This is a genomic window from Bradyrhizobium sp. BR 10289 (assembly GCF_019455385.1).
In the GTDB taxonomy this organism is placed as follows: domain Bacteria; phylum Pseudomonadota; class Alphaproteobacteria; order Rhizobiales; family Xanthobacteraceae; genus Bradyrhizobium.
This window is the reverse complement of record NZ_JACOFR010000025.1, coordinates 63739-88155: the sequence shown is the minus strand read 5'-3', so window position 1 is coordinate 88155 and position 24417 is coordinate 63739. Positions and strand designations below refer to the sequence as shown.

Annotated in this window: 25 protein-coding genes; 7 read left to right on the top strand and 18 right to left on the bottom strand. The window is 62.9% G+C overall.

Features of this window, described 5'->3' with window-relative positions; translation table 11 throughout:
• The first annotated feature begins 288 nt into the window (after nucleotides 1–288).
• Nucleotides 289–810, top strand: a complete 522-nt coding sequence (locus HYH08_RS30655) for an Hsp20/alpha crystallin family protein (protein WP_220013555.1) — start codon at nucleotides 289–291, stop codon at nucleotides 808–810.
• A 249-nt stretch (nucleotides 811–1059) separates the two neighbouring features.
• On the opposite strand, the gene HYH08_RS30650 is transcribed toward HYH08_RS30655, so the two are convergent.
• Both HYH08_RS30650 and HYH08_RS30645 read right to left on the bottom strand, forming a co-directional pair.
• Nucleotides 1060–1803, bottom strand: coding sequence for a S1C family serine protease (locus HYH08_RS30650; protein WP_228748175.1), 744 nt, complete (start codon nucleotides 1801–1803; stop codon nucleotides 1060–1062).
• A 147-nt stretch (nucleotides 1804–1950) separates the two neighbouring features.
• The gene (locus HYH08_RS30645; protein ID WP_220013554.1) at nucleotides 1951–2709 is read right to left on the bottom strand and encodes a CBS domain-containing protein; all 759 of its coding nucleotides are present in this window, start codon (nucleotides 2707–2709) and stop codon (nucleotides 1951–1953) included.
• Nucleotides 2710–2881: 172 nt separating this feature from the next.
• On the opposite strand from HYH08_RS30645, the gene HYH08_RS30640 reads away from it, so the two are divergent.
• Genes HYH08_RS30640 through HYH08_RS30630 form a run of 3 tightly spaced genes read left to right on the top strand, consistent with a single transcriptional unit; the run spans nucleotide 2882 to nucleotide 6929 of the window.
• Nucleotides 2882–4414 carry a thymidine phosphorylase family protein gene (locus HYH08_RS30640; RefSeq protein WP_220013574.1) on the top strand — a complete coding sequence of 511 codons (1533 nt, stop codon included), beginning with the start codon at nucleotides 2882–2884 and terminating at the stop codon, nucleotides 4412–4414.
• Nucleotides 4411–5331, top strand: a complete 921-nt coding sequence (locus HYH08_RS30635) for a ribose-phosphate diphosphokinase (RefSeq protein WP_220013553.1) — start codon at nucleotides 4411–4413, stop codon at nucleotides 5329–5331. Before HYH08_RS30640 ends, HYH08_RS30635 begins: the two co-directional genes overlap by 4 nt.
• Complete coding sequence (locus HYH08_RS30630) at nucleotides 5328–6929, top strand: MBL fold metallo-hydrolase RNA specificity domain-containing protein (RefSeq protein ID WP_220013552.1); 1602 nt, start codon at nucleotides 5328–5330, stop codon at nucleotides 6927–6929. Before HYH08_RS30635 ends, HYH08_RS30630 begins: the two co-directional genes overlap by 4 nt.
• 36 nt (nucleotides 6930–6965) lie before the next feature.
• Here HYH08_RS30630 and HYH08_RS30625 read toward each other — a convergent pair whose 3' ends face one another.
• The 7 genes from HYH08_RS30625 to HYH08_RS30595 are packed head-to-tail and all read right to left on the bottom strand — an operon-like array spanning nucleotide 6966 to nucleotide 13331.
• Nucleotides 6966–7646: a YoaK family protein gene (locus HYH08_RS30625; RefSeq protein ID WP_220013551.1), complete on the bottom strand. Its 681-nt coding sequence runs from the start codon at nucleotides 7644–7646 to the stop codon at nucleotides 6966–6968.
• 1 nt (nucleotide 7647) lies between these two features.
• The gene (locus HYH08_RS30620) at nucleotides 7648–9141 is read right to left on the bottom strand and encodes an alginate export family protein (RefSeq protein ID WP_220013550.1); all 1494 of its coding nucleotides are present in this window, start codon (nucleotides 9139–9141) and stop codon (nucleotides 7648–7650) included.
• Nucleotides 9083–10012, bottom strand: coding sequence for a VOC family protein (locus tag HYH08_RS30615; protein WP_220013549.1), 930 nt, complete (start codon nucleotides 10010–10012; stop codon nucleotides 9083–9085). The genes HYH08_RS30620 and HYH08_RS30615 overlap by 59 nt, the downstream gene beginning before the upstream one ends.
• A complete protein-coding gene (locus HYH08_RS30610) occupies nucleotides 10009–10476 on the bottom strand; it encodes a DoxX family protein (RefSeq protein WP_220013548.1) in 468 nt (155 codons plus the stop codon). The genes HYH08_RS30615 and HYH08_RS30610 overlap by 4 nt, the downstream gene beginning before the upstream one ends.
• A gap of 1 nt (nucleotide 10477) precedes the next feature.
• Nucleotides 10478–12364, bottom strand: coding sequence for an amidohydrolase (locus tag HYH08_RS30605; RefSeq protein ID WP_220013547.1), 1887 nt, complete (start codon nucleotides 12362–12364; stop codon nucleotides 10478–10480).
• Complete coding sequence (locus HYH08_RS30600; RefSeq protein WP_220013546.1) at nucleotides 12361–12651, bottom strand: XapX domain-containing protein; 291 nt, start codon at nucleotides 12649–12651, stop codon at nucleotides 12361–12363. The genes HYH08_RS30605 and HYH08_RS30600 overlap by 4 nt, the downstream gene beginning before the upstream one ends.
• A 29-nt stretch (nucleotides 12652–12680) precedes the next feature.
• Nucleotides 12681–13331, bottom strand: coding sequence for a hydrolase (locus HYH08_RS30595; protein WP_220013545.1), 651 nt, complete (start codon nucleotides 13329–13331; stop codon nucleotides 12681–12683).
• A 291-nt stretch (nucleotides 13332–13622) separates the two neighbouring features.
• Between HYH08_RS30595 and HYH08_RS30590 the strand changes: the two genes are divergently transcribed.
• On the top strand, nucleotides 13623–14447 hold the full coding sequence (locus tag HYH08_RS30590; protein ID WP_220013573.1) for an alpha/beta fold hydrolase: 825 nt from the start codon (nucleotides 13623–13625) through the stop codon (nucleotides 14445–14447).
• Between the two features lie 96 nt (nucleotides 14448–14543).
• On the opposite strand, the gene HYH08_RS30585 is transcribed toward HYH08_RS30590, so the two are convergent.
• From HYH08_RS30585 to HYH08_RS30555, 7 genes are all read right to left on the bottom strand, one after another.
• Complete coding sequence (locus HYH08_RS30585; RefSeq protein WP_220013544.1) at nucleotides 14544–15248, bottom strand: alpha/beta fold hydrolase; 705 nt, start codon at nucleotides 15246–15248, stop codon at nucleotides 14544–14546.
• A gap of 151 nt (nucleotides 15249–15399) precedes the next feature.
• Nucleotides 15400–16326 carry an AraC family transcriptional regulator gene (locus tag HYH08_RS30580; protein ID WP_349631475.1) on the bottom strand — a complete coding sequence of 309 codons (927 nt, stop codon included), beginning with the start codon at nucleotides 16324–16326 and terminating at the stop codon, nucleotides 15400–15402.
• A 166-nt stretch (nucleotides 16327–16492) separates the two neighbouring features.
• On the bottom strand, nucleotides 16493–17416 hold the full coding sequence (locus tag HYH08_RS30575) for a ring-cleaving dioxygenase (protein WP_220013543.1): 924 nt from the start codon (nucleotides 17414–17416) through the stop codon (nucleotides 16493–16495).
• A 377-nt stretch (nucleotides 17417–17793) separates the two neighbouring features.
• Nucleotides 17794–18471 carry a hypothetical protein gene (locus HYH08_RS30570; RefSeq protein WP_220013542.1) on the bottom strand — a complete coding sequence of 226 codons (678 nt, stop codon included), beginning with the start codon at nucleotides 18469–18471 and terminating at the stop codon, nucleotides 17794–17796.
• 42 nt (nucleotides 18472–18513) lie between these two features.
• Nucleotides 18514–18996 carry a transcription elongation factor GreA gene (greA, locus tag HYH08_RS30565; RefSeq protein ID WP_220013541.1) on the bottom strand — a complete coding sequence of 161 codons (483 nt, stop codon included), beginning with the start codon at nucleotides 18994–18996 and terminating at the stop codon, nucleotides 18514–18516.
• A 59-nt stretch (nucleotides 18997–19055) separates the two neighbouring features.
• Nucleotides 19056–19538, bottom strand: coding sequence for a hypothetical protein (locus tag HYH08_RS30560; protein ID WP_220013540.1), 483 nt, complete (start codon nucleotides 19536–19538; stop codon nucleotides 19056–19058).
• A 110-nt stretch (nucleotides 19539–19648) separates the two neighbouring features.
• A complete protein-coding gene (locus HYH08_RS30555) occupies nucleotides 19649–20002 on the bottom strand; it encodes a hypothetical protein (protein ID WP_220013539.1) in 354 nt (117 codons plus the stop codon).
• 321 nt (nucleotides 20003–20323) lie between these two features.
• Between HYH08_RS30555 and HYH08_RS30550 the strand changes: the two genes are divergently transcribed.
• Together HYH08_RS30550 and HYH08_RS30545 are read left to right on the top strand one after the other, a co-directional pair.
• Complete coding sequence (locus HYH08_RS30550; RefSeq protein ID WP_220013538.1) at nucleotides 20324–20557, top strand: DUF3551 domain-containing protein; 234 nt, start codon at nucleotides 20324–20326, stop codon at nucleotides 20555–20557.
• A gap of 340 nt (nucleotides 20558–20897) precedes the next feature.
• Nucleotides 20898–22439, top strand: a complete 1542-nt coding sequence (locus HYH08_RS30545; RefSeq protein ID WP_220013537.1) for a peroxidase family protein — start codon at nucleotides 20898–20900, stop codon at nucleotides 22437–22439.
• Nucleotides 22440–22523: 84 nt separating this feature from the next.
• On the opposite strand, the gene HYH08_RS30540 is transcribed toward HYH08_RS30545, so the two are convergent.
• The gene (locus HYH08_RS30540; RefSeq protein WP_220013536.1) at nucleotides 22524–23510 is read right to left on the bottom strand and encodes a Bug family tripartite tricarboxylate transporter substrate binding protein; all 987 of its coding nucleotides are present in this window, start codon (nucleotides 23508–23510) and stop codon (nucleotides 22524–22526) included.
• 210 nt (nucleotides 23511–23720) lie between these two features.
• Complete coding sequence (locus HYH08_RS30535; protein WP_220013535.1) at nucleotides 23721–24239, bottom strand: hypothetical protein; 519 nt, start codon at nucleotides 24237–24239, stop codon at nucleotides 23721–23723.
• Nucleotides 24240–24417: the final 178 nt, after the last annotated feature.

Sequence of the window (24417 nt, the reverse complement as noted above, 5' to 3'; positions counted from 1 at the left end):
ACTGACCGCTCGGTACCAAGATCTGTGGCATAGGATCAAACCTGGTTGGAAATCAGCGCGTGTCTCACTCTCTGCCGTACTCGTACTGACGAATGCAAAGCAATAGACGAACAAACGCGCGGCGTAATGCGCTCCTGGCTCTAACGGCGTCCTCGGATGACAAGTGGGACTGTTCGATGAATTCTCGACCGTTCAACGCCGCGCTTGAGCGAAATCAACTTTACAACCGACGGCCGCGGCTACTCTTCCTGCCGACCGAGATGGTCAAAACTCGAAGGAGACATGATCATGGCAACCGAAACCAAATTGCCCGTCACGAAATCGCCCGCTGCCCCAGCCGTCGCCGGAGAGCCCTGGCGGCCCTTTCAGGCCTTGAGAAACGAGATCGACCAGATCTTCGACGATTTCGGTAACGGCTTCTGGAATCGACCGTTCCGGTCGCTCGCCCGGCTCGAGCGCGACTTCCCGAAGTCGATCTCGGCGCCGGCCGTCGACGTCGCCGAGAGCGACACGGCGTATGATATCACCGCCGAACTGCCGGGCTTCGACGAGAAGAACATCGATATCAAGGTCACCAATGGTGGCCTCACGATCAAGGGCGAGAAGCGCGAGGAAACGGAGGAGAAGAAGAAGGACTACTACGTCTCCGAGCGCCGCTACGGCACGTTCGAGCGCTCCTTCACCCTGCCGGAAGGCGTCAACGCCGACAAGATCGAGGCGACGTTCAAGAATGGCGTGTTGAAGATCGTGCTTCCAAAGACCGAGGAAGCCCAGAAGCCGGCCAAGACGATCAATGTAAAGGCGGCTTAGCGGCGCGCCGAGGCGAGGCTGCGTCGCAGCCTCGCCTAAAGGCTGCAAACCCGACGATGCTCCGCGTCGCGGTTTTCGTCGGCTTCGCCGCCGGCCACCTGCCGGCGAGCGCCGCGACTTCTCGTTCTTGCGCTTGTGATCTTAGGAAGCGCTGTTCAGCTGCAGCGTCGCTCGGCGTTCATGGCGGCTATCGAGCTTGCCGTCGATTCGCCGTACAGCGACCGGTGAGTTCCTCGCTTGGCAGAGACTCTATTGGGCCGCGACAAAAAGCCTCCTGACCGCGGCTGTCGGCACTGCAAAGGCGAAGCCGCTCCTTCGCGCGACCACCACGCCGATCAGTCTGCCTTTGAGATTCACCAGCGCTCCGCCCGAGCTTCCTTGGCTGACGAGAACATCTGACTGTATCAGATCGCCATTCGCGATGCCCGGGTGGGAACGGTGCAAGGCAGACACGATGCCAAATGTCACGCTCTGCCCCCAATTCTGTGGATTTCCGATCGCAATCACCGGCTCTCCCACGTCGGGCACGCTCGAAGACTCGAGAGTCACCGCTTGAAGGTTGCCAGGCTCGATCCGGAGCAGCGCAACATCATCCCGCTCGGATCGCACAAGCACAACGGCATCGACCTCTCGCCCGTCCTGGAGCGATGCCTTTACGACCGTCGCGCCGGCAACCAAGTGATTTGCGGTGACAATCAGGCCGACCAGGGCGTCCACCACGACGCCCGCACCCTGCCGCTCTCGAAGCCCGGGGGAATCCGGAAAGCCCGCCTCAGGATCGAATATCCGCGGCTCGGATGGCACGCCCCAGCCTCGTATGCCGACCACGGCCGGTGAGATGCGCTTCGCGAGAGCAACGACGCCCATCGTCGGGGCCCGCTCTCTCTCGTCTGGGTAGTCATCGGCCCAACTGCGACTGGAGCCGGCGACGAGCAGCAGAGCGCAGAGAAAGACGCAAATCCCGAGATATCGGCGGAATATGTCTCTTCGCATGGCGCCCTCTCAGGCCGATCCGAGTTACGTTTACCCGCGCAGTCTAATGAACCAGGACCACGTGGGATTTGAGGATTCGCAAATTGCCTCGACTCCTCCCGGGGGCGGGCTTCGGATACTCGACTGAGACAGCCGGCGCCTCAGACGCTACAGCGGCTCGTCATCCAGCGTAGACGGCTCCGTCTGAAGCGAAACGAAATCGCCTCCGCCGTAATCATCCTCCGGGTCTGGATGGGTTGAATGGACGCAGAGGCGGTCATCTACCCGCCGAACCCCGGGAACATTCTCGCAAGTCACGACAACAGCGCGGTGTGCGTTTTCCCCCTTGACGACACCACGCAGCGTCACCGCACCGTCCTTCACGCTGACGTTCAGGCCGATCGGCTGCCATGGTGTCCTGGTCAGCGCCGCGAGAACCGAGCGGCGCAGATGATTGTCACCTTCGGAATAGCCCGAAGCGCTCGTCAGCGGCCCGGCAACGGCTGACAGGAAGTCGGACCGTGTGATCATGCCCACGATGCGGTCATCACGCATGACAGGAATATGATTCAGGTGCCGCCGCTCCATCATGTCCGCCACTGCACCGAGCGGTGTCTGCTCCTTGATGGTCACAGGCTGACGCGTCATCACCTGCTCAACCGTGCGTCCATGCTCCTTCACGAACTCACCCGCGACCCGTTCCGTCCCGAGCAGCATCGAAAGCAATCGATTACGCTCGTGCTCGGTTCCGATCTCGCTACGCCTGAGAAAATCGCTCTCGCACAGGATGCCGACGAGATTTCCCGCCGAATCCACGACCGGCAGGCCGCTGATATGATGCTCAAGCATCAATCTGACGGCATCGGCGACCGGAGCCTCGGGCCGTATTGTCAGGACTCGCCGGGACATGATGTGGTGCGCGCGCATATCGTTCACTCCGGAATGGCCAACGAGTATTTGCTGGACACAATGATGTCTTGATGGAGATCAACGCCGTATTGCGGCTCCCCCACTCCTGGCATGGGGCCACCATTGATCTGCCGCAAGCCAGCCCGCCGCGCGAGCTCTATCCTGATTCAAATTGCGAAAAGAAATGTCGATGTCCCCGATTCCTCCCGGCCGCGCCCAGCTCAAGTCCCGCCATGTCAATCTCGACACCGGACGTGAGAATGTCGTGGTGATCTCTCGCCGCTCGACGGCGCTGCGCCCGGAGCTGTTTCGGGGCTTTTCCAGAGTCGAGCTGCGCAGTGACTCGCAGACGCAGCTCGCCACCATGCTTCTCACCGATGACGACAGCCTGGTTGGACCCGACGAACTCGGCATGGCGGAACCCGCATTCAGGCGTTTTGGACGGCCGGAGGGTAGCTACATCACCATTGCCCCGGCGCCCTCCCCGCAGAGCCTCGATGCAGTTCGCGCCAAGATTCAAGGCAAGACACTCGAGGCTCCCGAGATCGGCGCAATCGTCGACGATCTGGCGCATTATCGCTATTCGGACATGGAGACCGCCGCGTTCCTGGTCAGCTCCGCCAACTTCATGACATCCGGCGAACTGATCGCTCTCACGGAGGCCATGGCAAGAGCGGGCACACAACTCAAATGGAATGCGAAAACCGTCGTCGACAAGCATTGCATCGGCGGCATTCCCGGCAATCGCACCTCGATGATCGTGGTACCGATCGTAGCCGCCCACGGTTTGACGATCCCGAAGACGTCCTCACGGGCAATCACGTCGCCCGCCGGAACAGCCGACACCATGGAGGTGCTGGCGCGGGTCGATCTCAGCGTGGACGCGATGAAGGAGGTCGTCGCTTCATGCAACGGCTGCCTCGCATGGGGTGGTCACGTCAATCTGTCGCCAGCGGACGACATCCTGATCAGCGTCGAGCGGCCGCTGGCTCTGGATACGCACGAGCAAATGGTCGCGTCCATCATGTCGAAGAAGCTGGCCGCCGGATCGACCCACCTTCTCATTGATCTCCCCGTCGGGCCTCACGCAAAACTCACGACAGCATCGGAAGCCATGCGCTTGCGCAAGCTGTTCCAGTTCGTCGGAGATCGCTTCGGACTCAAGGTCGAGGTCGTGACGACCGATGGGCGCCAACCGACCGGCAACGGAATTGGTCCTGCACTGGAGGCGGAGGATGTCATGTCCGTCCTCGCCAACGCCCCTGAAGCGCCGCGCGATCTTCGCGACAAGTCGCTGCGCCTTGCAGCCCATCTTCTGGAACACGATCCTGACCTGAGGGGCGGAGCAGGCTACGCGCGTGCATCCGAGCTCCTCAGCAGCGGAGCGGCGCTCCGTCAGATGATGAAGATCATCGAGGCCCAGGGCCCGGCGCCCTCCAAGAACGAGCTCGGCAATCTCACCGTCGACATTCGGGCCGAAAGAAGCGGGGTCGTTTCGATGATCGATTGCTTACGCCTCAACCGGCTGGCTCGAACCGCAGGCGCCCCACTCGACAAGGGTGCGGGCATCAAATTGTTCAAAAAGCTGGGCGATCGCGTCGAGCAGGGAGAGCCGCTTTACCGGATTCACGCATTCGAACCGTCCGGCTTCGACCTTGCGGTCGGCATGGCGCAGCTGGATTCTGCTTACCGGCTAGAGGCAGGAGCTGGAGTATCTCAATGACCCCGAGCGCCGTCCAATGGCTCCCCAGCTCCGCCCATTTCGGGCCTCTGCTGGCGGAAAGTCTCGGAATTCCGGGGCACGCAATCGAGCTACATCGATTTCCCGATGAAGAGTTGCGAGTGACCGTCGGCCCAGCTGCGACGACAACGATCGTCTGTTGTTCGCTCGACCGTCCCAATGAAAAACTGATCGCCCTGTTGCTCGTAGCCGAGGCCTTGCGGCGTAACGGGGCGACGCGGCTGGTGCTCGTCGCCCCCTATCTGGCCTACATGCGCCAGGATGCAGCATTCCATCCGGGCGAAGCGGTCAGCCAGCGCGCGATCGGCACGCTTCTGGCGAACAATTTCGATCGCATCATCACGTTCGACGCGCACCTGCATCGCACATCCAGTCTCGGCGAGGTCTTTCCGGGAGCCGAGGCGGATAATCTCTCCGCGGCCTCGGCAATTGAAGCGTTGCTCCGAGCCGACCCAGTTTCTCCCTCGACGGTCGCCGTCGGTCCCGACGAGGAGTCGCGAAGCTGGATAGCCGATATTGCCGGCCGATTGGGACTCGCTTACTGCATCGCACGGAAGCTTCGCAAGACCGATCAATCGGTCCAGATCACACTGCCCGACCCGAGCCTGTTCGTCGAACGTCCAGTCCTCCTGGTCGACGATATCGTGTCGTCCGGCGGGACGCTGACAGCCTGCGCCAACGCCCTGACCGCGGCCGGCGCCGCGTCCATTCAAGCGATCGTCGTCCACGCGCTATTTCCGCCGTCGCTGATGCCGATCTTCGGCCGTGACGGCATCCAGTCCATTCGATCCACCGACAGCGTGCAACATCCGACCAACGCCATCAGCCTCAACAATCTTCTCGCGCACGCATTGCGAAACGAGCTGGGTCGCAGGCCGCTGAACAGGAGCCAGACGTGAGCATCACAATCCAAATCTGCGGTGCCGCGCGTACGGTGACCGGCTCCTGCTATCTATTCGATACGCCGGCGGGGCGCTTTCTGGTCGATTGTGGATTATTCCAGGGGTCGAAAACGCTCAAGGCGCTGAACTATGGCGCGTTCCCGTTTCGCCCGTCGGACGTCAACGCCGTCTTGCTGACACACGCTCATATCGACCATAGCGGACTCCTTCCAAAGCTGACGCGCGAGGGTTTTGCCGGCCCAATCTTCGCAACTCGCGGCACCATCGATCTTTGCTCCTACATGCTTCCCGACAGCGGTAACATCCAGGAAACGGAGGTTGCGGTCCTCAACCGAAGAAATGCCGCACGCGGACGGGCCGCAGTCACACCCATCTATACGCAAGCCGACGCGATTGCGGCGCTCGATCAGTTCCGGCCTGTCGAATATCAAGCATGGTATCCGGTGATACCGGGCGTGCGCGCCCGCAATTGGAATGCGGGCCATCTGCTCGGATCGGCTTCCATTGAGCTCGAGTTTGCCGATCAAGGCGACGATGGACGCCCTTTGCGGGTTCTGATGTCGGGTGACATCGGGCCGGACGCCAAGCTGCTGGAGCTGGATCCGGAGGGCCCCACCGGCCTCGACTACGTGTTCTGCGAGTCGACGTATGGTGACACGGACCGTCCGTCCACGACTTCTGCACTTCGTCGGTCTCATCTGGCGCAGGAAGTGCGCGACGCTGCCGCTGGACGCGGTGCACTGCTGATCCCTGCTTTCGCGGTTGAACGCACCCAGGAACTGATCGCCGACCTTGCCGACCTGATGGCTCGGGGCGATATTCCCGCCGCGCCCATCTTCCTCGATTCCCCTCTGGCGATCCGCGCCACGGAAGTCTTTCGGCGACATACGGCAAGCCTCGATCCGGCCGTTGACCTCGACCGGCTCCTGACATCGAGCCAGCTGCGTTTCACGGAGACTGTCGACGAGAGCAAGTCGATCGCCAGGCTCACCGGCTTTCATATCATCATTGCCGCCAGCGGCATGTGCGACGCCGGCCGCATCCGCCATCACTTGAAACGATGGTTGTGGCGCAAGGAATGCACCGTTCTGCTCACGGGATTTCAGGCTCAAGGTACGCTCGGACGCTTCCTGCAAGATGGTGCAAAAGCTGTGAGAATCCAGGGCGAGGAAATCAAGGTCGGAGCGAGAATTCGATACATCGACGAATATTCCGGGCATGCCGACGGGCCGGAGCTCGAGCGCTGGATCGCCTCTCGCCGCCCCATTCGCCGCGGTCTGTTCATCGTACACGGAGAAGAACGCGCGCTCGGAGGCCTTCTGAACCGGATCGCGGAGCGAATCCTGCCGACCGCGCAAATCTTCACTCCGATGCTGGACGATGCCTACGACCTGTCGACAGCAGCCCCGACATCGGTCGATGTCGCCCGCCGCCGCAGACTCGCGCCAGACGCCGTCGTCAATCTCGACTGGCACAACGACATGTCGAAGCTCGTTCTCGACATCAATGATCAGATTGAATCCGCTGCCGACGATCGGGCACGCGGCGTCATCGTCCGGAGGCTGCGAAGGGCGCTCGAGCAGGCAGGGACATGACGACCGGCGGCTCGCGATGGACCTATTCCGCCGCAGTCAGGTTGGATCGCGAGGTGCCAAAAACACAGCAGGCAGGGCGATCACCGGCGGAAGGACGAAACACCAGGTGCCGAGCGCCGCATAAAGGCCTGCGCCCGCAGCGCAACCTATGGCGAACGCCACCACACTCGCGACCATCTTGCCGAGGCGCGGCTTCGCCACCGAGAGCGCGGCCGTCGGCGCGCCGCGCAGCACGTCGGCCACATCGATCATGATTTGAGTCGTGGTGCCGGTCATCAGCGTGCTTGGCGGCTCCGTCCCCATGTGGATGCGGTGCGCAGCATTCTGAATTGCCATCGCCGCAACCAGGACCATGCCGGTGCAGATCGCTTGAAGGCTGTCACCTTTGAGGAACGGGCCGTAACGTACCGCAAGAGCCCCTCCCAGTGCCAGCAGGAGCACCTTCAACGCCAGCATGGAGCGGAAGATCGGCAGCCCGACAGAGGGAAGCAGGAAGCTGAACATTCGGGTGCCAACCACGACGAGGCAGAATACCGGGAGCGCGAGCAGCTTGGCGAGGCCGCCAGACGTCCCCTGTACCATCGCGGCGCCGAAGGTGACAAAATTGCCGGTCACGTGCGCCGTGAACAGTCCCTGAAGCGCCAGGAATCCGGCGGTGTCCACGAGCCCCGCATTGAGGCTCATCAGAAGTGGGAGCGCGAGGATCTGTCGAGGCATGTTACCAACCATATTGGAGCTGAACACCGAGATAATTACCGGTGTGCCCGCTAGCGCGGATGATCGTGTCGCCCACGTCGAAGTGCACCGCCTCGACGGCGCCGGTGAGGTGATCGTTGAACGCGTAGTCGAGGCGAAGCTGGCCGTAGGACCCGATCCAGTTGCTGCCCTTGCCTGCGGTTCCCGCGATCGCCGCATTGGGCTGGACATAGATCGCGTCCGCCGTGGTTTCCCGCCACTGCAAGCCGAGCGCGGCCATGACCTTCAAACGATCGATCGGGCTGACGGTGATCGACGGCTTGAGATGCAGGATGTTGGCATAACTCGCATAGCCCGCCAGCGTGAAGTAGTAGCCGTTCGGAAACAACGGATTGAAGGTCCCGACGATACCGTCCCCCGGATGGTGATCGCCCGAGCCGGCGTCGAACTGGACGCCGAGGCGCGGCTGCCAGATCGCGCCGGCCATCGTATAGCCGGTTCGCGCGCCAACAGCCCACGCACGAATATCCGTCGTGCCGACTTGCCCCACCTGTCCCATGGCCTCGAGGTCCCAGTCGAATCCGCTCTTCTTGCCCGCGAACCTCACGTCGAAGACATGGCGGTGCTCTTCTCCGGAAGCGTCGAGGTATTTGGCGCTGCTCCGCTCGTATAGCGAGTAATAGCCCGACAGTTCGTCATCCCCGAACACCCTGCGTTCGACCCGCAGCGTGCTGAAGCGGAAACTGTCGTTCGAGATATCGTCGAAGGGGCGAACATCGAAATACTGCACGGGGCGGCTCACAAATCCGATGAAACGCCAGTCGCCAGTCTCCCAGTCCACCCACAGGGCGTCGAAGGATTGGCGCACGTTCGGCCCGTCTCGCGACGATACGAAGCGTTGCAGGTCGAATGCGAAGTCCTGGCGCCCTGCGCGAGCTTTCAGAGTGCCACTGCCGAACGTGTTGACGTACTCGACGAAGGCCAGGCGCAGGTCGAGGCGATCCTGATCCACCGGAGAAATGGTCTTCTTGTCGAAGGCGCGATCGTCCTCCAGCTGAACGAAGGCGCGCCAGTTCTCATTGAAGTGCACGTCGGCGTGGATCTGCAGGCGCTGCAGCAGGTAGCTGTCGCCCGGTGTCTTGCCTGTTCCGAAGCCGGCTGCGTCGTTCGTCTCGAAGCGCTCGCGCAAGGTGGCGCCGAGCGAGATGTAGCTCTTCGGATCCGTTGCCCACAGCGGAATGTACTTGAGACCATCGAACGGTTCAGTCCGCAGTCCCGGATCGGCGAGGACCGACCAGTCCTCGGCCCAGCGGTTCGCCTGGATCGCCGGCCGCTTCGGAGATGCAACCTCCTCGTCGGCCGCGAGCGCGCAGTCGGCCCCGATACCGAAGCTTGCCAGCGCAAGCACGATCCGGAAGCCGCGCAAAGCGGCTCGAGGCGGCCTGACTACCTTCACCTCATTTGCCGCCAGTCTGCGCCGCGCTCTTCTGCGCTTGAGAATGAATTTCGGCGACATAGCCGCCCGGGAACATCACGATAGCCGCGGAGCGACCCTCCGACGTGGAGGGTTCGACGAGCACGCTTGCTCCGGCCTCCTTGGCCTTTCCGAGAGTGGCCGCCAAATCGGTAACTTCATAGCCCGTCGTCTCCCGCCCGTACGGATAGGGCAGATGACCATCGGTGACCAGAACGGCCATCTTGCCAAACGCGGACTCGATCCGGATCCGGCGGAAGGTCGCGTCGGGCCGCCCGATCTCGACACCCGGCGCCTTCGCTTCGTCGGAAACCACCTTGCCATGCGAGAAGGCAAGGAAGCTGCGCGTGAAGGCGGCTGCCCGATCCGCTGAAACGTAGACGCGGTTTTCCGGGACATGCTCGAAGGCGGCGTAATCGGGCTTGGTGGTGTGCCAGTAGATCTGCAGATTGACGCCGCCCGGCCATTGGATGACAGCGTCCCGTCCGATCGGATCGGGGAAGGTTGACACGATCACATCAGCGCCCGCCGCGCGCGCCTGCTTGATGGCAACGTCGATGTCGGTGACCAGATAGCCATTGCGCTCCGCGCCGAACGGATACGGGATCGGAGTCTTGAAGCCGAACAGAGACACGGTGCCAACCGGCGTCTGGAGCAGTTGCGATGTCGTGCTGCTCGGCGTCGGCGTCACCGTGGCGACGACCTGCTTGGTGCTCTTGCCGCCGAAGGTCGCAAGAAAGCTGCTGACGAACTTGTCGACGTCCTCGGGCGCGACATAGACGTGGGTGGTGTCGTATTGCGGGGCGACGGCAACCAGCGCGTCGGTCTTCGCCGGCTCCCTGGCAACGGCAGGTCCGACCGCAGCGACCGCGACGACGGCGCCCCAAAGCAAGATGGATCTGGTCAATTTCATCGGGAAGCTCCTTGGACGATTGTCGATGGCCCAACCACGGCCGGGCGGCAAGAGGTTTGCTCGGACATGATCGCGACGACGACCAGTCCCGCGATCAGTCCGAGATGTTCGAAGAAGCTGTTGGTGGCGATGAACCGTTCGTGACCGTTCATGGTCCAGAAGGCGTTTGCCGTGAGCATCGCCACGAAGGTCAGAACGCCGAGCCCGCCCGCTCCCAGCCAGACCAGCCTGTTGACCACCACGAGCAGAGAGCCGCCGAGTTCGATGGCGATCGCGGCCGAGGCCCATAACCATCCTGGACTTAGCCCGAAATGCTCCTGCTCGGCGATCGCGCCCGGGACGTCGAACAGTTTTTCGAAACCGCCGAGGATATAGGCGGAGACGAGGGCAAGACGGGCCGCATGCCCCAGAAGCGGCCGGCGCAGGATCCAGGCGATCGCGCTCGGGGTCGTGCCGGACGCCATGTCAAACCGCCCAGCACGCGCATCCGAGAGCGCCCCAGAAGCTCCTGAGGTCCGAGACCGGCAAGCGGCTCGCAAAGGCCGACGCATGATCGTGCCCGTGCACGCCACAGGAATTCGAGCAGCCGCACGCCTGCATGGCGCGCATCGCCAGATTGCCCTGCTTCCCTTTCGCCTTGTCGTCCGCCCAGGCGGCGTAGCCGCCGAAGCGGCGAACGGGCGACCAGTCCGGCATTGCCGGCGGCGGCGTGACGGCCTCCAGTTTCGAGAAATCACCGGCTCCGTAAACGATCCGGCCCCCGACCATGGTCAGCAGCGCCGTCGTGTCGGCGATCTCGGCCTCGCTGCAGGAGAAGTAGTCGCGATCGGGAACGACGAGGTCCGCGAGCTGGCCGACCTGGATACGCCCCTTGTTGCCCTCCTCGTTCGAGAACCAGGTGACGTTCTCGGTCCACATCCGCAGCGCGGTCTCGCGGTCCAGGCAATTGCGTTGCGGCGTGATCCGCAATCCGCCCACGGTCCGCCCGGTCACGAGCCAGGACAGCGACACCCAGGGATTGTAGGAGGCCACCCGGGTCGCATCGGTGCCGGCCGACACCTTGACGCCCTTGTCGATGATCTTGCGGACCGGAGGTGTCGCCTCGGCGGCGCCGGCGCCGTATCGTTCGACGAAATATTCGCCCTGATAGGCCATCCGGTGCTGCACGGCGATGCCGCCACCGAGCGCGGCGATGCGGTCGATCGACTGGTCCGAGATCGTCTCGGCGTGATCGAAGAACCAGTGCAGGCCCTCGAGTGGCATGTCCTGGTTGACCCGCTCGAACACGTCGAGCGCCCGCGAGATCGTCTCGTCGTAGGTCGCATGCAGCCGCCACGGCCACTTGTTCTGCACGAGGACCCGAACCACCTCTTCGAGCTCGCCCTCCATCTCCGGCGGCATGTCCGGTCGCGCGACCCGGAAATCCTCGAAATCCGCGGCCGAGAACACCAGCATCTCGCCGGCGCCGTTGTGACGGAAATAGTCGTCGCCCTGCTTGTACTTCGACGTCTTCGTCCAGTTCAGGAAATCTTCCTTCTCGCCCTTGGGCTTCTGGGTGAAGAGATTGTAGGCAAGACGGATCGTCAGCAGGCCCTCATCGCTCAGCTTCTGGATGACGGCGTAGTCCTCCGGATAGTTCTGGAAACCGCCGCCGGCGTCGATCGCCCCGGTCACACCGAGCCGGTTGAGCTCACGCATGAAATGCCGGGTCGAATTGACCTGGTAGTCGAACGGCAGCTTGGGTCCCCTGGCAAGCGTCGCATAGAGGATGTTCGCGTTCGGCTTGGCCAACAATAAACCGGTCGGATTTCCGTTCGCGTCGCGGACGATCTCGCCGCCGGGCGGCTCCGGAGTGTCCTTGGCATAGCCGACGGCGCGTAGCGCAGCGCCGTTGAGGATCGCCCGATCGTAAAGATGCAGCAGGAACACCGGCGTATCCGGCGCGACCGCGTTGAGCTCGTCGATCGTGGGGAGGCGCTTTTCCACGAACTGGTGCTCGGTGAACCCGCCGACGACCCTCACCCATTGCGGCGGTGGCGTGATCGCCACCTGGCGCTTGAGCATGTCCATCGCATCGGCGAGAGATCGAACCCCGTCCCAGCGCAGCTCCATGTTGAAGTTCAGCCCGCCGCGGATGATGTGGAGATGATTGTCGATCAGACCGGGCAGCACGCGATGCCCCTTGAGATCAACGATCCTGGTCGAGGGGCCCGCCAACTTCATCACGTCGTGATCGTGTCCGACGGCGACGAAGCGGCCGTCGGCGATGGCCACGGCAGAAGCCGTGGGGTTCGAGTGATCGAGCGTCGTGAACAGGCCGCGATGCAGGATGATGTCGGGTGCCGGGCTCATGAATGCTTCTCCGTGCCTTCGCGCGAAGGCTTGCTGTTCGCTTGATCGCTATGACGCCCCGGCAACATTCCGAAGATGTGCGGTGCGCACTTGGCCTGGTGCCACGCGGCCGCGAGGCCCTCGCCCGAGAGCAACTGGCGAGCGACCGGGACGATCTGCTCGCCAGCAAGGATGCCGAGAAGCCCGACCAGCGCCACAAGTGGTGGAGCGGGCGAACGCACGTTGAGCAGGCTGTAGATGACGCCGACCAGAAGGCCGGCGCCCAACGACAGGATGTAGATCTTCATGGCATCACTCGCGGCAAGAGCGGCCGATCTCAGGCCGCCTTCGTGCCGCCCTCCGAGGCGTGCTCGCCGAGCGCCCATTTCGAGAAGCGGATCTGGATTCCATAGGGCGAGTGAGCGCGCTGGATGTCCATCATGCCTTCGTAGGTCTCGCTGCGCGCCCAATCCTGCTGAAGCTCATAGGCGTACTGCGAGGACGTGATGGGGACCGCACCGGCCTGGATCGCGCGCTCCATGGCCCGGTTGTGCGCTTCCAGCGAGAGATCGCCGCAGGCGTCGGCGGAGATGTAGATCTCATAGCCTTCCCGCAGCATGTCCAGGGTCGGGAACAGCACGCATGCTTCGGTCCAAAGACCCGCCAGCACGAACTTCTTGCGGCCGGTCGCAGCGACCGCATTACGGAAATTGGCATCGAGCCACGAGTTCATCGAAGTCCGGTCGATGATGTCGTGGTCCGGAAACAGCGAGGTCACTTCGGGAATGAACGGGCCGGAAAAGGACGCTTCCGCGACCGTGGAAAGAACGGTCGGAATTTTGAAGAGCTTGGCGGCCTTGGCGAGGATCTGCACATTGTTGAGCGTCACCAGGCGGTCGTGCGACTGGACGCCCTGAAACATCGCGGGCTGATAATCGATGAGCGCGATCGCGCTGTTTTCAGGGGTGAGCATTTCGAGCTTGGACATCAGGATGGCTCCTTGCGATCGGCAGTTGCGATCGGACGACCGGGAATGGGTTGCGAACGCGCGCATGGTGGGCAGTTCATGCCTCTGCGGCTTGGACGATTTTGCCGTGGCTTGGATTCCAGCGCGGTGATCGATACCGGTGCGGCGGATTAACCAAGTCGTCGACGGCGCCCGGGCCGGGATCGCAAGCCAGTCCAAACGGCGCATAAAGCGTCCAAGAAATCTGCTCTACCGCCCGTATTTTGAAGCAGTGGCCGGCTTTTTGGCCGCGCGATGATCAGGAAACGAATGATGCCGACGATAACGACGAATGACGGGGTCGAGATCTTCTATAAGGATTGGGGCTCCGGCCAGCCCATCGTGTTCAGCCATGGTTGGCCGCTGTCATCCGACGATTGGGACGCGCAGATGCTGTTCTTCGCAGGCCAGGGCTTCCGCGTGATCGCTCACGACCGCCGCGGGCACGGCCGCTCGGCCCAGGTCGCCGACGGTCACGACATGGACCACTATGCTGACGACCTTGCCGCCCTGACGGCCCATCTCGACCTGAAGAACGCCGTCCACGTCGGACACTCCACCGGCGGTGGCGAGGTCGTCCACTACCTTGCACGTCACGGCGAGAGCCGGGCCGCAAAAGCCGTTTTGATCGCAGCCGTTCCGCCGATCATGGTCAAGACGGCCGCAAATCCCAGCGGATTGCCGAAGGACGTTTTCGACGGGCTGCAGCAGCAGGTCGCGACCAATCGCGCGCAATTCTACCGCGATCTCCCCGCAGGGCCGTTCTACGGCTTCAATCGGCCCGGTGTGAAGACGATCGAAGGCGTCGTCCAAAACTGGTGGCGGCAGGGCATGATGGGCAGCGCCAAGGCGCACTATGATGGCATCGTCGCCTTCTCGCAGACCGACTTCACCGAAGACCTCAAGAAAGTCGGGATTCCGACGCTGGTCATGCACGGCGACGACGACCAGATCGTTCCTTACGCCGATTCCGGACCATTGAGCGCCAAGCTGCTCAAGAACGGCACGCTCAAGACCTACAAGGGATTCCCGCACGGGATGCCGACGACGCAGGCGGACACGATCAACGCCGATCTGCTTGCGTTCATCAAGGGCTGATCGAGGATTGTCACGGGCGGTCGCAGCGATCGCCCGCGACATGGGTCAACGCACGTGCCGCCAAGGGCGGAGACGGCTTTCAGACGGCGGCCAGGTTCACACCTTAGCGGCGTTGAAGGCATCGACGATGACCGTCGCGACCGCCTCCGGCATCGACAGCAAGGACATGTGACTTGCCTTCAGTTCGGTCGTCTTCGCCTTCATTGTCACGGCGAGATTCCGCTGCAGTTCGACGCTTACAGCCCGGTCGTCGGCAGAGACGATGTACCAGCTCGGTCGCGAGCCCCAGGCAGCGGCGGTGATCTTCTCACCGAATGTCGTCTTGGACAGCGGCGCCTGGACGACCGACAAGACGCGCGCGTCTTGCGCCGGAAGATCCTGGGCGACGTCGCTGATCCAGCCCTCCTCGCTCAGCTTGAGGAAGCCGTCGCCGCTGTCGACGATTCTGGACAGTGCCGGCGGAGACGCATGCGCCCCGACCTGATCACCGACCGACTCGCCGGCTTTGGGGGCAAACGCCGCGACATAGACCAGCGCTTTGACCTTCGGATCGTTTCCGGCCTCAGTGATCACTGCACCGCCCCAGCTATGGCCGACAAGGACGACCGGTCCCTCGATCGCGGCGAGCGCCTGCTTCGTGACGGAGACGTCCTGTGCAAGCGACGTCGTCGGATTTTGCACGGCCACGACAGCAATGCCCTGATCCAAGAGGCGCGGAATGACGAGCCGCCAGCTCGAGGCGTCCGCCCAAGCGCCGTGAACCAGAACGACGGTGGGACCAATCGACTTGGCCTTATCCATATTGAACTCCTTTGATAACCGACGGAAATGATGCCTGTCGGATCTAGGAGACGATCGGGCCCGCTTCTTGTGGGCTTGGAAGCCGGATTGGACCTTTTTGCGCTATCCGCCACGTCAAGGCGAGAAGAACACTGCGCCTGCTCGCTGCCGATCAGCTGGCGGTCCGGTCTCTTCGCCAGGCTCCTGGACTGGCGCCGACGCTGCGGGAGAAGACCCTCGTGAAGTAGCTCTGATCGGCGAAGCCGCAGATCAATGCGATGTCCGCGAGCGGGAGCTTGGTCGTCAGCATCATCCGCTTGGCTTCCTCGATGCGAAGCTGCGAGAGATATTGATGCGGAGCGACACCGGTGCTGCGCCGGAACGACCGCGCGAAATGGCTGGGCGTCAATTTGCACTCGGCCGCGACGTCGGCGATCGTCAGGTTGCTCGACAGACGAGCGCGCATGATCTCCTTGGCACGACGCTCCTGCCAGGGCGCCAGACCGCCCTCCGCCGTCCCATTGCGGCGGCGCATGCCGCCATAGGTCTGCGCGAAATGGGCCAACAGGCTCAACCCGAGATGATCGACGAAGAGTTGGTTTGTGGAGGGATCCTGCTCGATCGCGGTCAGCAGAACGCTCGACAGCGTGGACAGGAAGGGGTCGCGGGCATCGCGCTTCCACGCCAGCGTCGATACGGGCTTGGCGCCATTCTCGTAGGCGAACTCGTCCAGCGCCTGGTGGGGCACGTAGTATTGGATCGCATCGAAAGGCCCGCGGAACTCGCACTGCGGATTGTCCATCAGATCGATGACACTGACGGTCCCTGCTCCGAAAGACCCGGAATATCGTGGACGCCCGGTCAGCCAACAGGCGTGTCGGTCCAAATCGCCCAACTGGTGGAGGATGCTGTAGGCCGGCTCCGACGGGATCGGGGCGGTTCTGCCTCGCAGGAAGCTTTGGCAGGTCAGATGGGTTGCAGCCAGAGCGAGCTTTTCATGCCGTCTCACCTGAAGGAGACAATCACCTTCCATCCCGAGGTGCTGGCTCAGGCGCTTTCCGAAGAATCCATCATTGGCATGGTCGAATTGACCGGTCACGTGCATCGATCCGCGGTTGGAAATGCTCACAAATTGAGCGAAAAGCCGAGACCTCGGTGCATTTCGCGCAGCGGAACGATATATCCGGCACAGCATGTCAAAGACAAGACGCGGATCGCCGAGCCCGTCCGTTAATGCAAATCAGACGTGCGAACGTAAAAAGATATCAGTCCAAGGGCGAGAGAAGCATCTCGAGCTCCGGCCGGCGCTCTTCCAGAAAGGCAGGAAGCTTGAGGACCTTGCCGAGGCTCTCGCGGGGTTCGTCGACGGAGAAGCCGGGACCATCTGTCGCAATCTCGAACAGAACGCCACACGGCGCCCTGAAGCCCACTGCATTTAGATAGGTTCGCTCGATGGGAGCGCTGACTGAAATGCCATACGTGGACCGGAGCTTCTCCACCATCAGGGAGCGGTCCTCCTCGTCGGCCGCCCGGAAAGCCACATGCCGGATCGTGCCGCCGCCCAGTCGTCCGCGTGACGATTTTCCTATGGTCCTCAACGTCAGTGACCCGCCGACGCCATCGTGGGCCGCAAACCGCACCGCCCCGTTGGCCCGGGAGAGCAGGGAGAAGCCGAGCACATCCTGAAGGATCTCGGTCGTCGCATCTTCGTCCCTGACGTTCAACGTGACCCCGTGGAGTCCGCTCAATGTCCGGGTATCGGCAGCTTCGACCGCTGGCGCCCCGGTCTCCACGAGCGCGATGGCTGTACCGTCCGGATCGGCTATGCAGACCATGCGCTCGCCGAACGGCGTCGCTTCCAGCCGGTGTGGAATGTTCAAGGACTCGAACTTCTCGGCCCAGCTCTCGAGCGAATCGGGAGCGATCCGAAAGGCGGTCTGTACGACTTCGCCAACGCCGATCATGCCCGGAGTTACGCAATTCCAGGCGAGCGTGCTCATGATGGCGCCCGGATTGCCGAGGTCGTCGCCGTAATACAGGTGATAGCTGCCCGGATCATCGTAGCAGACCGTCTTCTTGACCCGCTTCAATCCCAGGACGTTGCCGTAAAAATCGGAAGAGCGGCGAACCTCACGAATGATTGCCGTAACGTGGTGAAGTCCTCGCGCATTTGGATGGTTGCTTGCCAATGAGGCGCCCTCGCCCGTTTCTGCCCGTCCTGTTCTGATGCCGCCGCACGCTCAAGTGCTGATCGCCGGTGGTTCCGAAGACAGAAGCGCGAAAAATGTCCCAAATCTTGGACTTTTTCCCGATCTCGAGAGTGCCGCAAGCCGTTCTCCGTTGCAATTGGCAAACAGCCGCCCCGGAGCGACGCAATCGTACAAGCCGCCGCCAAAATCTCCAATCGTCCCAGGACGGGTTGGGCGAACTTGCCCCCCGACATTGGCGCGCGAAGGGTCGTGTCCCCGGTGATGGGGTCGCTCCGTAGAGCAAGCCGCCAATGCACTCCCCATGGAATCTTCGTCGCAAGGGCTCCTCGCGATGACGGAAGGGGCGACGTCAAATCTCAATCGCCTCGACTCGGCCGCAAGGCCGCGTAGAGCCCGACCAGCGTCCCGATGGCGACCAGCGCTGCCGCGAGCAGCACTTGCAACTCTCCGTCGTCAGTGGCGCCGACGGACGACACCAGTCTGGTCACGATGACGAACAGGATGCCGACGGCGGCTGCGGCGCCCGCGCAGAGATAGGCGAGTTCGCGCGACAGGCGGCGGCCGAGAAGGCCGAGCGCCGTGAAATACATTGCGGACGCATTGGGATGCACGAACAAGGCGACGCGCGCGTAGGGGCCGTAGGCGTCGAACAGCGACTCGCATCGGTTCAGTGCCGCTTTCGAGGCGACCCGTTGGAGGAACGGTCTGAAGAAACGTGCCTGTCCGTAACTCAGGACGGCACCGACGATGATGGCCAGCCACGCCCCGATGAAGACGGGAGCATCCGCAGGTCTCGGATTGAGCGCCACGGACATCAGGATCAGGGCTGTGCCGGGAAAATAGCCGAAATACGGGAACACCGATTCCAGCAGCACGCAGACGAACATAAAGACTGGAAACCATGGTGAACCGGTCGCACCCTGGACGACGGCGTTCAGGTCGAACAGGTCAGCCTTGTACATGACGAGGTACATGCACATGGCGAGGCCCGCCAGCGCGTAGAACGGCAAGGCGCCCGACAGAAACCGCCTCATGCGGCCATCGCGCTTTGGTTCGCGGACACCGTGGAGATCATCTCACGCAATCGACAGGATCTCGATCTCTTGCGCGCCCGCTCCCACGACATCGCCCACCGCCTTCCCCATCAGCGACTTCGCGACCGGCGCGACGAACGAGATCGAGCCGGCCTTCGGATCTGCCTCGTCCTCGCCGACGATGCGATAAGTCTGCACGCGGCCGTCGGGGCGGCTGAAGGTGACGGTACTGCCGAAAGCGACCGTATCGTTCGATTGGGGCTTCGCAACGAGCTGCGCGGTGCGCAACCGCTCCGTCAGATAGCGGGCATCGCGCAAGGGCACCGCGGACTGGCGGCGCTTCTCGTTGACGTCCTCGATGGTTTGCGCGGCTTCATAGGCTTCGCGCGCCTCGGCAAGCTGGGTCTGCAACGCATGCAGGCCGGCTTCGGTCACGAGGTTTGGATGCGGCGAGATCGGGCGATCGGGCAGCAGCGTCTCGGACGCGGTCTCGGCGCTTTCTTCCTTGGTAAAGGCGACGCTCAATTCAAAAATCCTGTCGAACGGTTCGGGCGGCAGCGCAACGCGCGGCCAGATCGAGCGGACTATATCTCAAGTTCGACGAAACGGCGGAGCTTGACGACGAGATCCGGCATGGCCTGGCGGAACCGCGTCGCGTTCTGGAAACTGGTCGAGAACGGCGCAAAGGTGATCATCGCGTTCCAGTGCCTGTAACCGTAGACCGTGACGGAGGCCCCGGTTGCCGGAAAATCCTCCAGCTTGCGCAGCTCGCCGAGCACGAGATCGGCGATGGCCTCGGCCGGCAGCAGCCGCTTACCATCCGCTGTCGTGGCGATTTTCGCAGGCGGCTCGACCGGCGAAGCCTCGGGCGCCGTGCTGGGCGCGTCCTCCGGCTTGACCGGTGTCGCGTCGGGGACCGGCGCAGCAACCGCTTCGGCTTCGTACGGCGGTGCTGTTGGCGGAACCTCCGCGAGCGGCGGCGGCGTCACGCTGTCGGCGCGCTTGCCGCCTCCCAGGATGCTGCTGATCATGGCCACAAGGCCAGCATCCTTCACGTCGTCGCTCATTACTCCCCCCAGGATTCGGCTACTCTAGCACCGCTCGCGCGGACCGCCACAGGGGGTGTATTGCCCGATTCGCCGGCGCGACGCCTCTTCGCGCCAGGCCGCACGATCCGTCACTGCTTCTCGAACGGAATATATTGCTGGTACTGCTTCGGTACCGAGTTGCGATAGCGCGCGGGCACCGTGCCGGTGTCGACCGAATGATCGATCTCCTGCTGCCGGGTCATCTTCTTCTTGGCCGGCTTTTTCGATGCGCTCTTCTTCGAGTCGGATGGCTGGCTGGCATCGGTTGCGGCCGGCGCGGTCGTTGTCGCGGCCGGCGCAGTCGTCGTCGCCGCAGGCGCTGTGGTCGTCGCTGCAGGCGCCGCGGCTCCAGCGGCGGCCGGCGCGCTCTGGGCCAGCGCGAGCGGGGTCTGCAGGAGAAGCGCCAGCGCTGCTGTCGCGGCGAGCCAATATGACCTTTGCATCAAAACCTCCAAAATGACCTGATCCGAGTGAGATGAAGCGTAAGCTTCCAGGATCGGCGCGTGCAGATCTGCACACGACAAGTCTGCGCACGATAGGCGCGAACCCGGACGCCAACTGTGGCCGAGATCACATAGCTCATCGCGGCCTGCCCCATCATAGGCGCATGTCGAACGCAGTGCCCAGTCCAGACACCAAGACAAGCACGACAAAGTGTCGGCCACGTCCCGGAACAGGCGGATTGAGCCGGTGTTCCCATCACCAGCGTCCCAGCAAGCGTTCATCAAACGGCTCTTGCGGACGCTCCCGACAAGGAGATTGAAATGCGTCACACCATCCTTACCCTCGCATCGCTTGCAGCCTTGTTGGCCGCCATCGCCCCGGCGGCCCAGGCCCATGCTGCAAACGATCGATATTGCCTGCAAGGGCGCATCTGGGGCTATCCCGGCAACTGCCAGTTCTCAAGCTATCAGCAGTGTCAGGCCAGCGCCTCCGGCACGTCGGCCTATTGCGGCGTCAATCCGCGCTACGCGTTCTCGCAGCGGCGCGACTACTGAGTTTCACCACAGCGTCGCGCGCATCAGGCGCGCGACGCCACACTTTTTACGTGAAGGCCTCTGGCTTCGCCGACAGTCCGGCGAACTAACATTGCACGAAGCCGTGCACGCCCCGACGATGACGAGAATGTTATCCGTCATCCCTTCCGGAAGAATTTGCAAAGCGCAGCCGCAGCTTGCTCGCGACACCCGCTCCCGGAACAACATCGCTCTCGCGCAATGTGTGAAGCAGCCGACTTGTGGCGCCGGATTGGCTGATCTAGCCTCGCCTGCATATTCTGCTGCAGACAACTTTAGCTTTATTCGATTTCCAGCGCGATATTTCATGGAGGTGTTTTCAATGAGCAGTCGTCACGCAGTTAAGCCACGTGGATTGAACGTCACGCGTTCGCAGCTTTCGCAAGGCCGCTTCGGCCGCATGTTCCGCAAAGCCAAACCGGCGACATTCGGAGCGAAGGATTCCGACAACATCGCTAACCTTTCGGCGCTGGCCGACAAGGTGGTCGCCGGGTTCGATCCGCCGAAGGACGGACCGGATGCGGAGGAGAGCGGCATCCCCGCGCTCTATACCTATCTCGGCCAGTTCATCGATCACGACATCACCTTCGATCCCGTGAGCTCGCTGACCAAGCAGCAGGATCCCGACGGGCTCGTCGACTTCCGCACGCCGTCATTCGACCTGGACAATGTCTACGGCCGCGGTCCGGACGACCAGCCCTACATGTATGACGGCAAGAAATTCCGTCTCGGCGAGAAGCTGACCGGCGCGGGCGTGCCCGATGCCAGCGACCTGCCGCGCTTCAGGGGCCGCGCACTGATCGGCGATCCCCGCAACGACGAGAACAGCATCGTCTCGCAGTTCCAGGCCCTGATGCTACGCTTTCACAACCGCATGGTCGACGACAACGACAGCCTGTCGTTCGACGAGGTGCAGCAGCGCGTCCGCTTCCACTATCAATACGTCGTGCTGAACGACTTCCTGCCGCGCATCGTCCACGCCGACGTGCTGGACGCGCTGAAGACCGCAGGTCAGTACGACCGCAGCAAGCTCGCCTATTATCACTGGAAGACCTATCCATTCATGCCGGTCGAGTTCTCTGTCGCCGCCTACCGGCTCGGGCACTCCATGATCCGCCCCGGCTACCGGCTGAACGATGCCGACAACATGCTGCTGCAGATCTTCCCCGACCCCAACAATCCCGACAAGAATGCGCTGACCGGCTTCCGCGCCATGGGACCGGGACGCGCGATCGACTGGGGCCGCTTCATCGATCTCGATACGCGCGCTTACGGTGTCGAGGACGCTCCTGACAACGCCGACAACAAGCGGCGGCTGCAGTTCGCCTATCGCATCGACACGGCGCTGGTCGATCCGCTCGCCCATCTGCCGCCGGAGGTCGCCTCCAACCCGGCCTCCCTGGCCCTGCGCAATCTCGAGCGCGGCTGGCGTCTCGGCCTGCCCTCGGGCCAGGCCGTCGCCCGGGCGATGAACCTGACACCGCTGACCGACGACAAGATCATCATCGGCAAGGCCGTCGACGAGCCCGATCCGATCGGCGATCCGCAAGTCAAGATTGCGAGCATCGCGAACGGCGTGTTTGCCGGCAACTGCCCGCTCTGGACCTACATCCTGGCCGAGACGCGGTGGTCGCAGATCAAGGTCCAAATCCCGGCCACCGGCGCGCCGGCCGATGGAATCAACACGCCCCAACTCGGGCCCGTCGGCGGCCGCATCGTGGCCGAGGTCTTCCTCGGCATGATGTTCGGCGACAACTCTTCGGTGCTGTCGCTCGACCCGCAATGGACGCCGGTGACCGGCTCCGGCTTCGCGCTGAAAGACATGGTCGCCTACGCGCTCGGCCAGGGCGATCCGCTGCACTGAACGGATGACGGAAGATGAAAGGCCGCTCGCATTGTGCGGGCGGCCTTGTTTCTGGCACACATCGCGCTGGCCAAAAATCCGACGTCAGAAGACCTCGACGTGCGAATCCTTGATCACCTTGCCCCAGCGGGCGTGATCGGCCTTGATGATGTCGGCAAATCCCTCGGGCGTCGAGGTGGTGACGAGCAGTCCCTGAGCCTCCAGGCGATCTCGAACATCTGAGAGCGCGCCGATGCGTACGATTTCCCCGTTCAAGCGCTGAACGATTTCCGCCGGGGTCCCTGCCGGCGCAACCAGGCCGAACCAGGAATCGACGACGAAGTCCGACACGCCGGCCTCAGTTGCGGTGGGGACATCGGGCAGCTGCGGCGAGCGCTCGCGGCTGGTGACGAGAAGGCCCTTGACCTTGCCGTCGCGGATCTGCGGCGCGAGCACGGTGAGCGTGTCGAACGACAGATTGACGACGTTGCCCAGCAATGCGTTGACCGCCGGAGCGCTGCCCTTGAACGGCACGTGCAGGAGCTTCACGCCGGTCTGGCTCTGGAACAGCTCGCCGCTGAGATGGCAGAGCGTTCCGGGACCGCAGGACGAGTAGGTCAATTTGCCGGGATCCTTGTTCGCCGCAGCGACGAGCTCCTTGATGTTCGAGACCGGCGTGTCCGGGCTGGCTGCGAGCACGTAAGGCACCGTCGCCAGGTTCGACACCGGCACGAAGCTTTTGAAGGGATCATACCTGATCTCCTTGTTGATATGCGGCAGGATGGTGAGCTGGCCGGCCGGCGCGAGCGACAAGGTATAACCATCGGGCTCCGCGGCGGCGACGGCCTCGGCGGCAATGGCGGTGCCGGCGCCCGCCTTGTTCTCGATCACGACGGGCTGCTTGAGCGCTTCGCTCAATTTGTCGGCGTAGACGCGGGCAACGGTATCGGCGGCGCCCCCGGGAGGAAACGGCACAATCAGCTTGATGGTCCGGCTCGGCCAGCTACCTGCGCTCGCACCGCTCGCACTCACGAGCACCGATGCGGCAAGGATGGACGCGGCGAGGACGCGAAGAGATCGGACGAAGCGCACGGCAGGAATCCTTATTGACGTACGACAAGTCGCTCGCGCGTTCCGTTCACTGGAACGTCGCCTCACGACCCGCCATGAAAGCGCACTCAATAAATGCTATCCGGCCGGGCTCGCGGCAATGGAACCGCGTTGCAAATGCGAGTTGGACGCGAGAGGATTACTTCTGTCCGATGCGTGATTACGAGAAAAAGCGCCTCATCGCGCTTTAGTTTAGCGCGCAGCTCCTGATCCGCCCTCCGCAAGCCGCGACGCGAACCAGAGCGACAGCGGCTGATCGACCATGCCGCTGACATAGACCTCCGACATCGTCACGCCGTGCTTGTCCAGCACCAGCAGCACGCCGATCCAGTAGGCGAACCAGACATGCGGGTCGGTCAGCGCCCGCAGCTTGTGCTGGTCGTGCTCGAGCGGCGTGTGGTTGCTGGCCTTGCGGATCTCGACGGTGAGCAGATTGTTCGGGATCTCGCGCTGATGCACGACGACGTCGGGATAGATCGACTTGCCCAGGTGATCGTCGGTGGAGATGATGGTGCCGTGCGGCAGGTGCAGCGTGCGCTCGCCGAGCCGGTCATAGTTGCAGTCGACGGACCAGCCGGAAAATTGCCGCTCGAGGTGGACGGCGAAGCGGTGCGTCACTGCGCGCTCGCCGACATCCTTTGCGAACAGGAACTGTTCGTGGGCGTAGAAGTCCCTTACAGCCGCGATCACCTTGTTCAGCTCGGTCTGCATCGTGCCTCCGGGCCTGTTCCGACCTCCATGCGTCCCGACCGGTCTCTCGCTCCCTCGCCTCGTTCCGACGGGGCCGCGACGAGCTTTGCTCGCGCTGAGAGGGTCGGGTGAGGGGCCGCTTCCGCAAACGCGATCGAATGATAGGTGGAATGCGCGCGGCGCGCGAGTCGGATAGACC

What these genes read in the sequence shown, in the direction of transcription:
- HYH08_RS30555 (WP_220013539.1), bottom strand. Translation starts at nt 20,002, where the DNA reads ATGCAAAGGTCATATTGGCTCGCCGCGACAGCAGCGCTGGCGCTTCTC.
- HYH08_RS30635 (WP_220013553.1), top strand. Translation starts at nt 4,411, where the DNA reads ATGACCCCGAGCGCCGTCCAATGGCTCCCCAGCTCCGCCCATTTCGGG.
- HYH08_RS30560 (WP_220013540.1), bottom strand. Translation starts at nt 19,538, where the DNA reads ATGAGCGACGACGTGAAGGATGCTGGCCTTGTGGCCATGATCAGCAGC.
- HYH08_RS30645 (WP_220013554.1), bottom strand. Translation starts at nt 2,709, where the DNA reads ATGCGCGCGCACCACATCATGTCCCGGCGAGTCCTGACAATACGGCCC.
- HYH08_RS30650 (WP_228748175.1), bottom strand. Translation starts at nt 1,803, where the DNA reads ATGCGAAGAGACATATTCCGCCGATATCTCGGGATTTGCGTCTTTCTC.
- HYH08_RS30610 (WP_220013548.1), bottom strand. Translation starts at nt 10,476, where the DNA reads ATGGCGTCCGGCACGACCCCGAGCGCGATCGCCTGGATCCTGCGCCGG.
- HYH08_RS30615 (WP_220013549.1), bottom strand. Translation starts at nt 10,012, where the DNA reads ATGAAATTGACCAGATCCATCTTGCTTTGGGGCGCCGTCGTCGCGGTC.
- HYH08_RS30595 (WP_220013545.1), bottom strand. Translation starts at nt 13,331, where the DNA reads ATGTCCAAGCTCGAAATGCTCACCCCTGAAAACAGCGCGATCGCGCTC.
- HYH08_RS30545 (WP_220013537.1), top strand. Translation starts at nt 20,898, where the DNA reads ATGAGCAGTCGTCACGCAGTTAAGCCACGTGGATTGAACGTCACGCGT.
- HYH08_RS30535 (WP_220013535.1), bottom strand. Translation starts at nt 24,239, where the DNA reads ATGCAGACCGAGCTGAACAAGGTGATCGCGGCTGTAAGGGACTTCTAC.
- HYH08_RS30590 (WP_220013573.1), top strand. Translation starts at nt 13,623, where the DNA reads ATGCCGACGATAACGACGAATGACGGGGTCGAGATCTTCTATAAGGAT.
- HYH08_RS30625 (WP_220013551.1), bottom strand. Translation starts at nt 7,646, where the DNA reads ATGCCTCGACAGATCCTCGCGCTCCCACTTCTGATGAGCCTCAATGCG.
- HYH08_RS30655 (WP_220013555.1), top strand. Translation starts at nt 289, where the DNA reads ATGGCAACCGAAACCAAATTGCCCGTCACGAAATCGCCCGCTGCCCCA.
- HYH08_RS30600 (WP_220013546.1), bottom strand. Translation starts at nt 12,651, where the DNA reads ATGAAGATCTACATCCTGTCGTTGGGCGCCGGCCTTCTGGTCGGCGTC.
- HYH08_RS30585 (WP_220013544.1), bottom strand. Translation starts at nt 15,248, where the DNA reads ATGGATAAGGCCAAGTCGATTGGTCCCACCGTCGTTCTGGTTCACGGC.
- HYH08_RS30550 (WP_220013538.1), top strand. Translation starts at nt 20,324, where the DNA reads ATGCGTCACACCATCCTTACCCTCGCATCGCTTGCAGCCTTGTTGGCC.
- HYH08_RS30620 (WP_220013550.1), bottom strand. Translation starts at nt 9,141, where the DNA reads ATGTCGCCGAAATTCATTCTCAAGCGCAGAAGAGCGCGGCGCAGACTG.
- HYH08_RS30640 (WP_220013574.1), top strand. Translation starts at nt 2,882, where the DNA reads ATGTCCCCGATTCCTCCCGGCCGCGCCCAGCTCAAGTCCCGCCATGTC.
- HYH08_RS30570 (WP_220013542.1), bottom strand. Translation starts at nt 18,471, where the DNA reads ATGAGGCGGTTTCTGTCGGGCGCCTTGCCGTTCTACGCGCTGGCGGGC.
- HYH08_RS30605 (WP_220013547.1), bottom strand. Translation starts at nt 12,364, where the DNA reads ATGAGCCCGGCACCCGACATCATCCTGCATCGCGGCCTGTTCACGACG.